The 12,365-nt window shown below is 60.5% G+C and carries 10 protein-coding genes; 5 read left to right on the top strand and 5 right to left on the bottom strand.

All coding sequences use genetic code 11. The annotated features are described in order from the left end of the window. The first annotated feature begins 162 nt into the window (after window positions 1-162). Window positions 163-3,633 (top strand): hybrid sensor histidine kinase/response regulator, encoded by a 3,471-nt coding sequence (locus tag AC30D9_RS28425; protein ID WP_490145312.1) that lies wholly within the window; start codon window positions 163-165, stop codon window positions 3,631-3,633. A gap of 209 nt (window positions 3,634-3,842) precedes the next feature. Here AC30D9_RS28425 and AC30D9_RS28420 read toward each other — a convergent pair whose 3' ends face one another. Both AC30D9_RS28420 and AC30D9_RS28415 read right to left on the bottom strand, forming a co-directional pair. Then, complete coding sequence (locus tag AC30D9_RS28420) at window positions 3,843-5,228, bottom strand: DNA recombination protein RmuC (protein ID WP_490145318.1); 1,386 nt, start codon at window positions 5,226-5,228, stop codon at window positions 3,843-3,845. A 188-nt stretch (window positions 5,229-5,416) separates the two neighbouring features. After that, window positions 5,417-5,740, bottom strand: a complete 324-nt coding sequence (locus AC30D9_RS28415; protein ID WP_134925395.1) for an SEL1-like repeat protein — start codon at window positions 5,738-5,740, stop codon at window positions 5,417-5,419. Between the two features lie 954 nt (window positions 5,741-6,694). Here AC30D9_RS28415 and AC30D9_RS28410 point away from each other — a divergent pair. The 3 genes from AC30D9_RS28410 (at window position 6,695) to AC30D9_RS28400 (ending at window position 9,093) form a co-directional block, all read left to right on the top strand. Further along, the gene (locus AC30D9_RS28410; RefSeq protein ID WP_053124246.1) at window positions 6,695-6,919 is read left to right on the top strand and encodes a hypothetical protein; all 225 of its coding nucleotides are present in this window, start codon (window positions 6,695-6,697) and stop codon (window positions 6,917-6,919) included. 275 nt (window positions 6,920-7,194) lie between these two features. Continuing rightward, the gene (locus AC30D9_RS28405) at window positions 7,195-7,677 is read left to right on the top strand and encodes a hypothetical protein (protein ID WP_307574131.1); all 483 of its coding nucleotides are present in this window, start codon (window positions 7,195-7,197) and stop codon (window positions 7,675-7,677) included. A 144-nt stretch (window positions 7,678-7,821) separates the two neighbouring features. Further along, window positions 7,822-9,093 (top strand): OmpP1/FadL family transporter, encoded by a 1,272-nt coding sequence (locus AC30D9_RS28400; RefSeq protein WP_307574133.1) that lies wholly within the window; start codon window positions 7,822-7,824, stop codon window positions 9,091-9,093. A gap of 90 nt (window positions 9,094-9,183) precedes the next feature. Here the strand turns inward: AC30D9_RS28400 and AC30D9_RS28395 are convergent, their stop codons facing one another. From AC30D9_RS28395 to AC30D9_RS28385, 3 genes are all read right to left on the bottom strand, one after another. After that, complete coding sequence (locus AC30D9_RS28395) at window positions 9,184-9,735, bottom strand: glutathione peroxidase (RefSeq protein WP_134925398.1); 552 nt, start codon at window positions 9,733-9,735, stop codon at window positions 9,184-9,186. A gap of 183 nt (window positions 9,736-9,918) precedes the next feature. Next, entirely contained in the window at window positions 9,919-11,127 is a 1,209-nt protein-coding gene (locus AC30D9_RS28390) for an MFS transporter (RefSeq protein WP_134925399.1), read from the bottom strand. A gap of 52 nt (window positions 11,128-11,179) precedes the next feature. Then, window positions 11,180-11,584 (bottom strand): MarR family winged helix-turn-helix transcriptional regulator, encoded by a 405-nt coding sequence (locus AC30D9_RS28385; protein WP_134925400.1) that lies wholly within the window; start codon window positions 11,582-11,584, stop codon window positions 11,180-11,182. 316 nt (window positions 11,585-11,900) lie between these two features. Here AC30D9_RS28385 and AC30D9_RS28380 point away from each other — a divergent pair, with 316 nt between their 5' ends. Next, window positions 11,901-12,176, top strand: coding sequence for a helix-turn-helix transcriptional regulator (locus tag AC30D9_RS28380; RefSeq protein ID WP_135846725.1), 276 nt, complete (start codon window positions 11,901-11,903; stop codon window positions 12,174-12,176). Window positions 12,177-12,365 lie beyond the last annotated feature (189 nt).

Genomic DNA, 12,365 nt, shown 5'->3' with positions numbered 1-12,365 from the left:
CTGCTCGCGATGAGGCCCGCCAGAACACCCTATAACCCAATGCTGATCGTAACCCGCGACACCCCGCCACGCCTCGACCTTGGTCGACACTGACGAACCCGGGCCGGCATGCGAGACTGTCCTGCCGGGCCCAGGTCCCGGTGTCTTTGTCCGGGAGTTTCCATGTCGTTGTCCAGCGGGCTGATCGCCATTGTCGCCCTGGCCTATATGGCCATCATGTTCGCCATCGCCTTCTACGGTGACCGACGCAGCACGCCGCTGCCGCCACGCATGCGCGCCTGGGTCTACAGCCTGTCGCTGGCGGTGTACTGCACCAGCTGGACGTTCTTCGGTGCCGTCGGCCAGGCCGCCGAACAGCTCTGGTCCTTCCTGCCGATCTACCTCGGGCCGATCCTGCTATTGGTGCTGGCGCCGTGGGTCCTGCAGAAGATGGTGATGATCAGCAAGCAGGAGAACATCACCTCCATTGCCGACTTCATCGCCGCCCGCTATGGCAAGTCCCAATCCCTGGCAGTGGTGGTCGCGCTGATCTGCCTGGTCGGTGTGCTGCCGTACATCGCCTTGCAGCTCAAGGGCATCGTGCTCGGGGTGAACCTACTGATCGGCGCCGGGGCCGACGCCATGGGCACCCGCGCCCAGGACACCGCGCTGGTTGTCTCGCTGATCCTGGCGCTGTTCACCATCGTGTTCGGTACCCGCAACCTCGACGCCACCGAGCACCACCGTGGCATGGTGCTGGCGATTGCCTTCGAATCCCTGGTCAAGCTGTTCGCCTTCCTCGCCGTTGGCGCGTTCGTGACATTCGGCCTTTACGACGGCTTCGACGACCTGTTCAACCAGGCGATGCTCGCCCCACGCCTGGAGCAATACTGGAAAGAAACCATCAACTGGCCGTCCATGGTGGTGCAGACCGGGGTGGCGATGATGGCGATCATCTGCTTGCCACGGCAGTTCCATGTGACCGTGGTGGAGAACATCGAGCCTCAGGACCTGCGCCTGGCCAAATGGGTATTCCCTGCCTACCTGGCCCTGGCCGCGCTGTTCGTGGTGCCCATAGCCCTCGCCGGGCAAATGATGCTGCCCAGCTCGGTACTGCCGGACTCGTTCGTCATCAGCCTGCCGCTGGCCCAGGCCCATCCGGCCCTGGCAGTGCTGGCGTTCATTGGTGGCGCCTCAGCGGCGACCGGCATGGTGATCGTCGCCAGCGTGGCCCTGTCCACCATGGTTTCCAACGACATGCTGTTGCCCTGGCTGCTGCGCCACAACAACGCCGAACGGCCCTTCGAAGTGTTCCGCCAATGGATGCTCTCGGTGCGACGAGTGAGCATCGTGGTGATCCTGTTGCTGGCCTATGTCAGCTACCGCCTGCTGGGTTCGACGGCGAGCCTGGCAACCATCGGCCAGATCGCCTTCGCCGCCGTGACCCAACTGGCCCCTGCCATGCTCGGCGCGCTGTACTGGAAACAGGCCAACCGCCGCGGCGTGTTCGCCGGCCTCGCCACGGGGATTTTCCTGTGGTTCTACACCTTGGTGCTGCCGATCGCCGCCCACAGCCTGGGCTGGTCGCTGAGTAGCTTCCCGGGCCTGGCCTGGTTGCACGGCAACCCATTGAACTTGCCGATTACCCCACTGACCCAAGGGGTGGTCCTGTCCCTGGCCGGCAACTTCACCGTGTTTGCCTGGATCTCCGTGCTGTCGCGCACGCGCGTTTCGGAACACTGGCAGGCCGGACGCTTCATCGGCCAGGAAATCAGCGCCCGCCCCAACCCCCGTTCAATGCTGGCGGTGCACATCGAAGACCTGTTGCAACTGGCCGCGCGCTTCGTCGGCGAGGAACGGGCACGGCAGAGTTTCATCCGCTTTGCCTACCGCCAGGGCAAAGGCTTCAACCCGAACCAGAATGCCGACAGCGAATGGATCGCTCACACCGAGCGTCTGCTGGCCGGTGTACTCGGGGCCTCTTCGACAAGAGCGGTGGTAAAAGCCGCCATTGAAGGTCGGGAGATGCAGCTCGAAGACGTCGTCCGGATCGCGGACGAAGCGTCGGAAGTGCTGCAGTTCAACCGCGCCCTGCTGCAAGGCGCCATCGAGAACATCACCCAGGGCATCAGCGTGGTCGACCAGTCCCTCAGGCTGGTGGCGTGGAACCGTCGCTACCTGGAGCTGTTCAAGTACCCGGACGGCTTGATCAGTGTCGGCCGGCCCATTGCCGACATCATCCGCTACAACGCCGAACGGGGCCTCTGCGGCCCTGGCGAAGCGGAGGTCCACGTCGCCCGACGCCTGCACTGGATGCGCCAGGGCCGCGCCCACACCTCTGAGCGGCTGTTTCCCAACGGCCGAGTCATCGAGTTGATTGGCAACCCGATGCCCGGCGGCGGTTTCGTCATGAGTTTCACCGACATCACCGCTTTCCGTGAGGCCGCGCAAGCGCTGACCGAAGCCAACGAGGGGCTGGAGCAACGGGTGGCCGAACGCACCCGGGAATTGTCACAACTGAACCTGGCCCTGACCGAAGCCAAGAGCACCGCTGAAGCGGCCTATCAATCCAAGACGCGGTTCCTGGCAGCGGTCAGCCACGACCTGATGCAACCGCTCAACGCCGCGCGGCTGTTCTCCGCCGCGCTGTCCCACCAGTGCAACGACTTGCCGGACGAAGCGCGACAACTGGTGCAGCACCTGGACAGCTCACTGCGCTCCGCCGAAGACCTGATCAGCGATCTGCTGGACATTTCCCGCCTGGAAAACGGCAAGATCAACCCGGACCGCAAGCCCTTCGTCCTCAACGAACTGTTCGATATCCTCGGCGCCGAATTCACTGCCCTGGCCCAGGAACAAGGCCTGAAATTCCGCGTGCGCGGCTCGCACCTGCGGGTGGACAGCGACATCAAGCTGCTGCGCCGGGTCTTGCAGAACTTCCTCACCAACGCCTTCCGCTACGCCAAGGGTCCGGTGCTGCTGGGAGTTCGCCGGCGCAACGGCGAATTGTGCCTGGAGGTCTGGGATCGCGGGCCGGGCATCGCCGAGGACAAGCTGCAGGTGATTTTCGAAGAGTTCAAGCGCCTGGACAGCCACCAGACCCGTGCCGAAAAGGGCCTGGGCCTGGGTCTGGCAATCGCCGACGGGCTATGCCGCGTGCTGGGCCACACCTTGCGCGTACGCTCCTGGCCAGGGCGCGGCAGCGTGTTCAGCGTCAGCGTTCCCCTGGCCCATACGCAGGCCGTCGTACCCAGCGTGGTGGCCGAACCCAACGGCCATTTGCCAAGCGGCGCTCAGGTGCTGTGCGTCGATAACGAAGACAGCATCCTGATCGGCATGAATAGCCTGCTGACACGCTGGGGTTGCCAGGTGTGGACGGCGCGCAATCGAGAAGAATGCGAGCGTTGGCTGGCCCAGGGTGGCCGGCCGCAACTGGCCCTGGTGGATTTTCATCTGGACGACGGCGAGACCGGCACCGAGCTGATGGCCTGGTTGCGCACACGCATGGGAGAGCCGGTGCCGGGGGTGGTGATCAGTGCCGATGGCCGACCGGAAACGGTGGCCCAGGTGCATGCGGCGGGCCTGGATTACCTGGCCAAGCCAGTGAAGCCGGCGGCGCTGCGGGCGTTGTTGAGTCGGCATTTGCCGTTGTAGGAAAGATCGACTTCCCACTGGCGGGCATCAAACCTGTGGCGAGGGGATTTATCCCCGCTGGGTTGCGCAGCAACCCCAAAACAGACATCACGATGCACCGATGAATCGCATAGGCCGGGTTGCGCCTGCTGCGCAGCCGAGCGGGGATAAATCCCCTCGCCACAGGCTTTTGTTTCAACCTTGGGTTTTGCTCCAGCTGGAGTTCAGTTTCAGTCTTGGTTTTTTGCAGTTTCTTCCGGCAACTCCGGCAACCCATCCACATCGGTCATCGCCCGCTCGAGCAATTCGCTGGGCAAGCTTTTGCTGGCCCGGGCGCCGAGCAGCTTGAGCTGTTCGCTACGGCTGATCAGGTTGCCGCGCCCTTCTGTCAGTTTGTTGCGCGCCGCGCTGTAGGCTTTGTCCAGTTGCTGCAAGCGACTGCCGATCTCGTCCAGGTCCTGGATGAACAAGACGAACTTGTCATACAGCCACCCGGCCCGCTCGGCGATTTCCCGGGCGTTCTGGCTCTGGCGTTCCTGTTTCCACAAGCTGTCGATCACCCGCAAGGTCGCCAGCAAAGTGGTCGGGCTGACGATCACGATGTTGCGGTCGAAGGCCTCCTGGAACAGGTTCGGCTCGGCTTGCAGGGCGGCGGAAAACGCCGCTTCGATGGGCACGAACAACAGCACGAAATCCAGGCTATGCAGGCCATCCAGGCGCTTGTAATCCTTGCCGGCCAAGCCCTTGACATGGGCGCGCAACGACGCCACATGTTGCTTGAGGGCGTGTTGGCCGATGGCGTCATCCTCGGCCGCCACGTACTGCTGGTAGGCCGTGAGGCTGACCTTGGAATCGACCACCACTTGCTTGTCGCCCGGCAGATAAATCAACACGTCCGGCTGGAAACGCTCGCCGTCCGGGCCCTTGAGGCTGACCTGGGTCTGATACTCACGGCCCTTTTCCAGGCCGGCATGTTCGAGTACCCGCTCCAGGATCAACTCGCCCCAGTTGCCTTGGGTCTTCTGACCCTTGAGCGCCCGGGTGAGGTTGGTCGCCTCGTCGCTCAAGCGCAGGTTCAGTTGTTGCAAGCGCTCCAGCTCCTTGCCCAGGGAGAAACGTTCCCGGGCCTCGGCCTGATAACTTTCCTCGACGCGTTTTTCGAAAGACTGGATGCGTTCCTTCAACGGATCGAGCAACTGGCCCAGGCGCTGCTGGCTGGTTTCGGCGAAGCGCTGTTCACGTTCGTCGAAGATCTTCCCGGCAAGCTCGGCGAACTGTGCTCGCAACTCGTCTCGCGAACCTTGCAGGTCATCCAGGCGTTGCTGGTGGCTTTCCTGCTGCTCGCGCAGTTCGGCGTGCAACGACGCCGCCTGGGCATCGAGGCGCCGCAGCTCCGCTTCCTTGTTGGCGCGTTCGAGGTTCCAGGCGTGGGCCGCATCCCGGGCATTGTCGCGTTCGATCTGCAACAACTCGACTTCGCGACAGGCCGCGGCGAGCTCGGCTTGCTTGGCGGCGTTGGCCTGGCTCAGGTCACTGATCTCGTCGCGACAGGCATCGAGCTGGGCGTTAAGGCCATCGTGGGCCATGTGGGCAGTGGCCAGGCGCTCTTCCAGCAGGGCCAGCTCGGTCTGTGCGGCACTGGCCTGGCGTTGCAGGTGCCAGGCCAGTGCCAGCAACGGCACCGCAGCGCCTGCCAGGCCAAGCAACAGGCTGGTCAAATCCATAGCCATGACAATTCCTGCCGATCAAATAAAGCCCGAAGGTTAACCAAGCGGCTGGGGGTTGCCCAGCGCAGTCTGCGTTTTCAGTCTTGGATTTCACCGAGGGCCCGGCGAGCACGATCATCACCGGCCCGCGCGGCCTGGCGCAGCAGGTCGTGGCCAATGCGTCGATCCCGGGCGTTGCCGCACTCACGGCACATCAACTGCCCGAGGCGACTTTGCGCAGCCACCACGCCTTCACGGGCCGGTTGCTTGAGCAGACGGCCGGCCAAGTGCTTGATGCTGGGGCTGTCCCCCAGTCGCGGGCTGTCGAGCAGCCACTCAGCCAGCCGCATCGAAATTCGCTTGGGTGGGGTAACACGAGGGGGTACGGAGGTAACAGGATTTGATACTGAGCGAAACTTCATAAAACACTGTGGGACAGATCGGAAGGCGCGCCACTCTACTCCTTTTTTCGTACGGGTAAAGCCGAAAAAAACCAGCACGCCCGTGCTAGAGCAAGCGCTTGGGACAATCCACAGAAGCTGTGGATAACTCAGTGGACAACCCACCCTGAACCCGCGCAAAGCCCTGTGGAACGGGGCCTGCGCTCAAACTGACGATTTTTTCACCAGTAAAAAAAAGCGATGTTTTTCATTGACTTAAATTTTGGATACAGGCACCCACCCCGGATTGTTTCGACATGACAGCACAGTGACAAGTGGTGTAGCGAGTGTGCACAAGTAACAGCCGAACTGGTTATAACGCTGGGATTTTTTGGCGCATCTGGCGGTAAAACCTGGGGATAACCCTGGGGCCTCGCGCACGGCGTCAGTGGCGCGGGACGCATCTGCATACGCTTGAATCCTGTGCTATACGCTCCTCCCTCACCCGGGTTTATCGCCCTATTGAATATTTTTTAACCAACGCCCTTCCCTTCGTGGGTTCGATCCGTTAGTATCCGCAGCGTTAGTACCAAGCTGAAAGTCAATTCCGGGTCGAACACATCTCCACGGTCAGCCATCCTTCAAAGGACGCCTCACCGAAAAAAGAGACCGACCCCCTCGATGGTTTCCAGGTAAATCTTGCGCCAACACAGCCTTTGATCGAATGCAAAGGGTGTTGCCAGGCTCATTACTCTGACCGAACCAACCTGCAAAATTGATCAGGATCTTCACCCCGGGCCCAGAACCTTTGCCCTCGCTGTGTTGCCTGCCCTCCTAAGTACCTACCTGCCAGCCCAAGCGCGCACTTTATATAGCGCTCAAACTGGCTGCTTTGTTCCAGTCGGGTTCTTCGTTCGACCAATGGTGGTCGACGTTACTGGAACGTTTTAACGTTGCACGGTTCTTAACCGTGTCATTTGCAGGAACACCCATAACATGTCCAATCAAATCCATGCACAGGATGCTATCCGCACCCTAACCAACGCTTTTGCCCCGATGAACTGCCTGATCATGGCCGCTCGCAAAGGCTGCTTCAGCTTCACCCTGGTCAACGAACACGGCATCGCCCGTCACAGCGAACGCCTGTACCCCGATCAGTACTCCAGCGCCGAACCGCTGCAGGCCGTGATCGAGCGTACTCGCCAGGCACTGGTTGCCTGAGACGCCAGAAAGGCTGAAACCCAAAGGCCCCGCCCAGAAAGCGGGGCTTTTTATTGCCTGGAATTTCTCGATCAAGCGAAACGGCGTAAGCACCAAGGGATATAACAGTTATAACCGTTCGTTAAAGATGTTTTAAAAACAGTCCTTTACAGCGCAAATATGACACTACACTTCAAGTCAAGCGGCATGATCCGCTTCCGGCGGAGCCTGGACCGATCCACAGCTGCCAAGCCCACACTCTTCAGGCTCCGCCCCTTTCACGCTTCGAGGGTTTTATGGGTATCGCTGCCAGAGAACTGTGTCGATATGTGATCCGCCCGACGCTCCTCTATCTTGAGCGTCACAGCGCAACGGCGGAATCCTTGTTACTGGGCATTGCCGCCAGCCAGTCCGCCCTGGGCTCAGCCCTGCATGATCGACGCGGGCATGGCCTGTATCGCATTACCGAACCCCGACACCAGGCACTCTGGGACCATTACCTGGCGCTGGACCCGGAACGCGCCAGCCTGGTACGTGGCCTGGCCAGCCAACACGCCTTTCTCAGCGGCCCGCATCTGGAACTGACCGTCAACCTGCGCTACGCCACCGCCATTGCCTGGCTGTTAGTGGAGGAACAGAACACCCCGCTTCCCGAAGCCGATGACCTGTTGGGCATGGCCCGCATCTGGCGACAGACTTTTCACCCCCAAGGGCGCCTGCGAGATTTTACCTGCGCCTGGCAAAGCTGTATTTCGCCTCTGAACCAAGTCGCTTGCTGATAGGAAATTTGGAAAGTTCCTACAACGAGCGCAAATTTGGTCGGATTGTCCTACAAAACCGCTCTAAATCAAGCCATCCAGGCTATAGCGCTTGAACGAAAATGTTGGTAATTTTCGCCCCGGTGATCACCAGGAGTTCTAACAATGAAAAAAATGATGCTCAAAACCACCCTTGGCCTTGCCGTTACCTTGGCATCCACTCAACTTTTCGCCAGTGGCTTTGCCTTGAACGAACAAAGCATCAGTGGCATGGGCACTGGTTTCGCTGGTCGTTCTTCTGTTGCCGATGATGCAAGTACCGTATTTGGCAACCCTGCCGGCATGTCGCGCCTCAAGCGCCAGCAAGTCACCGGTGGCTTCGCCGCCATTGATGCCTCCACCGATATCGACGATGCCAGCGGCACCCAGTCCGGCACCAACAAGGGCGACATGGTCCCGCTCACTGGCGTTCCGATGGGTTATTACGTCAAGCCCATCGATGATCAGTGGGCATTCGGCCTGGGTGTCTACGCACCGTTTGGCTTGATCACCGATTATGAAAACGGCTTCCAGGGCGGCAACTTCGGCAGCAAGAGCGAAGTGAAGGTCGTCACTTTCCAGCCAACCGTCAGCTATGCCTTCAACGACAAGGTATCGATCGGTTTCGGCCCGACCATCAACCGTATCTCCGGCTCACTGGAATCGACCCTGAGCACACCACTTTCGCCTAACGATGGCGACGTGAAGATCAAGGGCGACGACATTGGTTATGGCTACAACATTGGCGTGCTGGTCCAGGCGACCGATACCACTCGTGTTGGCCTGACCTATCATTCCAAGGTCAAGTACAAGCTTGAGGGCCACACTGAAGTGACTCCGGGAGCCGGTACGCCTGCTTTCCTGCTCGACAGCGGTCGCTACGATGCCTCGCTGGATATCACGACCCCGGAATCGGTGGACTTTTCGGTCACCCAGCAAATCAATGATGCCTGGACCGTCTATGCAGGCAGCACCTGGACCCGCTGGAGCCGCCTGAAAGAAATCACCGTGAAGAATGAAGGTGTGACTGGCCCCCTGGCGCCGAACTTCTTCAGCAACATCACCGAAGAGCAAAACTGGCACGACACCTGGGCCTACGCCATCGGTACCTCCTACCAGTTGAACAAGCAGTGGGTACTGCGTACCGGCCTGTCCTTCGACCAGGCGCCGACCAACAACCAGGACCGTTCGCCACGCATCCCGACCGGCGACCGGACCATCTTCAGCCTGGGTGCCGGCTGGAGCCCGACCGACGACCTGACCATCGACGTGGCTTATTCCTACCTCAAGGAAGAAAAAGTTAACGTCAGTGGCAGCAATGCCCTCGGCCAGTCCTACAACGCCAAATACGAAAACAGCGCCAACGGTTTCGGTGTCGGTGCAACCTACCGCTTCTGATGTTTTTCGGCGAACCTGAACCCCTCGCCACCTGAAGCGAAAAAAAGCCCCGCACTCTGCAAAGAGGCGGGGCTTTTTCATGGCTGGCGATCAGGGCTTGGAGGCGATGGCCGCTTCTACCGCCTTGATGAAGTCGGGATCGTCAGGCTTGATCCGGCTGGAAAAACTGCCAACGACCTTGCCCTGGCGATCCACCACGTACTTGTAGAAATTCCATTTCGGCGCACCGGCTTGTTCCGCCAGGTGCTTGAACAACGGTATCGCATCCGCACCGCGCACCGGCTGTGGTTCGGTCATGGTGAAGGTCACGCCGTAATTGACGTAGCAGACCTTGGCCGTTTCAGCGCCATCCTTGGACTCCTGCTTGAAATCGTTGGACGGCACGCCCAGTACTTGCAAGCCTTCGCCCTTGTAGCGCTGGTTCAACGCTTCGAGGCCTTTGAACTGCGGGGCAAATCCGCAAAAGCTGGCGGTGTTGACCACCACCAATGGCTTGCCGGCGAAGCGCTGGCACAGATCGATGGTTTCCTTGGCCCGCAGCTTGGGCAGCGAGCCCTCCAGCAACGGCGGGCAAGCGGCTGCCCATACGTGCCCGGTCACAGTCAGTAACAGAGCGGGAACAGCAAGCCAGCGCATCAGCATGTCGCAATCTCCTTGAAAGCACTTCAGACCACGACGTTACTCCGCTGCGCCTGACCCCGTCCATCGTTCAACAGCTGCCCATGCCCAATTGCATCAAGGCCAACCCGCCCTGATGCCACCCCCACCAGGCGAGCGCCAGCAGCAGGCCGGCGCCAACGGCGATCAACCACGGGCCGGCGCGACTCATGCGACACCGGCCTGGACTTGCAAGCGCGCCACCGGACGTTCACGTACCGGCCAGTTCAACGCCGCCGCCAACAGGCTGAGCAGGATCGATACCTGCCAGATCAAGTCATAGCTGCCAGTGCGGTCATACACCACCCCGCCCAACCAACCACCGAGGAACGAGCCCAACTGGTGGAACAGGAATACGATCCCACCCAGCATCGACAGATTTCGCACGCCGAACAAGGTCGCTACCGTGCCATTGGTCAACGGCACCGTCGACAACCACAAGAAGCCCATCGCCATCCCGAACGCATAAGCCGTGGTGGTAGTGACCGGCAACCACAGGAACAGACCGATTACCACCGCCCGCACCAGGTACAACCCGGTCAGCAGCCGCGGCTTGGACATGCGCCCGCCCAGCCAACCAGCGGTGTAGGTACCAAAGATGTTGAACAGCCCGACCAAGGCCAGCACGGTAGTACCGACGCTGGCGGGCAGGTGTTGGTCCACCAGGTAGGCCGGCAAATGCACGCCGATGAATACCACCTGGAAGCCGCAGACAAAAAAGCCAATCGCCAACAGCCAGAACCCGGAATGGCTGCATGCCTCGCGCAACGCCTCGGACAAGGTTTGCTCATTGCCCGTCAGCGGCGCCGGCACGTCCTTGAGCATGCTCACCAACGGCACGATCAAGGCCACCAGCAGGCCCAGCGCCAACAGGGCGGCAGACCAACCGAGCCAACCAATCAGCCCCAGCGTACCGGGCAACATGGCGAACTGGCCGAAGGAGCCGGCGGCACTGGCGATACCCATGCCCATGCTGCGTTTTTCCGGTGGCACGGCGCGTCCGACCACGCCGAGGATCACCGAGAACGACGTGCCGGACAGGCCGATACCAATCAACAGACCCGCGCTCAGCGACAGCGACCATGGCGAGTCGGCCATGCCCATGAACAGCAGGCCGACGGCATAGAGAACGCCGCCGATCAGCACCACTTTCGCCGCACCGAAGCGGTCGGCCAGCGCGCCGGTGAACGGCTGCGCCAGGCCCCAGATCAGGTTCTGCAGGGCGATGGCGAAGGCGAACACCTCGCGCCCCCAGCCGAACTCGGCGCTCATGGGTGCCAGGAACAGCCCGAAGCCATGCCGCACACCCAGGGACAACGCCAGAATCAGCGCGCTCCCCACCAGGACCCAACCACAGGTACGCCACATCGATGTCATTCTTATTCTCCGCTCGCGGGTATATACCCGCTTGTCATCGAACGAACCGGCGTCACGCCAGTTCATCCAGCAAGGCCAGCAACGCTGTGCGCTTCTCGGCGCCCAACTTATCGATCAACCGTTGTTGCGCCGCTTCCCAGGCCGGCAACGCCGCCGCCAACCGGGCACGCCCGGCCTCGGTGAGTTCGACGATGCGGTTGCGCAAGTCTTCCCCCTCGGCCAGCGCCACCAACCCCTCGCCTTCCAACACCCGCAGGTTACGCCCCAGGGTGCTGCGGTCCAGGCCCATGGCCTCGGCCAGGGAGGAAATACTCGGCTGGTCGAGGCGCGCCAGGTTGCTCAGCAAAGAATACTGGGCAACGTTGATCCCGAAGCCATCGAGGGCGCCGTCGTAATACCTGCTGACGCCACGTGCGGCACGACGCAGGTTGATGCACAAACATTGGGAAGGAAGCATGGTGCGTGTATATACCCGTGATTAAGGGAATGCAAATTTTAATGGAGCAACGCAAAACCTGCGAATCCACCAGACCCTGAAAAAAGCCTAAAATATCAACCAGTTCGGCCTGACAGCCGTCGCGACCATTCATCACTCAGCGCCCCCCACCTGTAATGTCTGACAGGTTTCAGCTGGGTTGAATCGAGATATAACGAACCCGTGCCTCCAGCCCTGCACCAGGGCTTCGAAGAAGGGCCGTGTGAACCATGCCGTCAAGCAGTAGGAAGATTCCGCCGCCCCCACGCCATCAATGATGATGAATGGGAGAATTTTCATGTACCACGCCACCGTTGTTCCTGGACATCCGTCGCCCTACCAGACCCGCTTCCAACCCACCGAGAGCAAACCGCCTCAAGCCGTCCGACTGACAAACCGGGAAAAGGAATTTTTGCAGTGGAGCGAGGTTGGCAAGTCTTCCTGGGAGATTGCCATGATCGTCGATTGCAGCGAGGCCAACGTCAATTATCACTTCAATAACATCCGCCGAAAATTCGGTGTCAGTTCACGTCATCTCGCGGGGAAGATTGCGCGTGAGCAGGGATTGATCTGAGTGCTTGATGGCGTATCTACAGCAAAATCTGGAACGAGTAATCCTGGGATGTTGGGCGGGCAAATTGCAGCCCAGCTCAATCGCTGTGAAAAAATCATTAGTCGATGAAAGCGCACCGCCATGGACAAGTTGAGGCTTGGTCATGGCGGTGGCTTGGTGAAGTTTAGCGAAAGCAGGCATTGAGCCCAT

The sequence above is a fragment of the Pseudomonas sp. DF11 genome (assembly GCF_058148565.1).
This window is presented reverse-complemented; position numbering and strand designations above follow the sequence as displayed.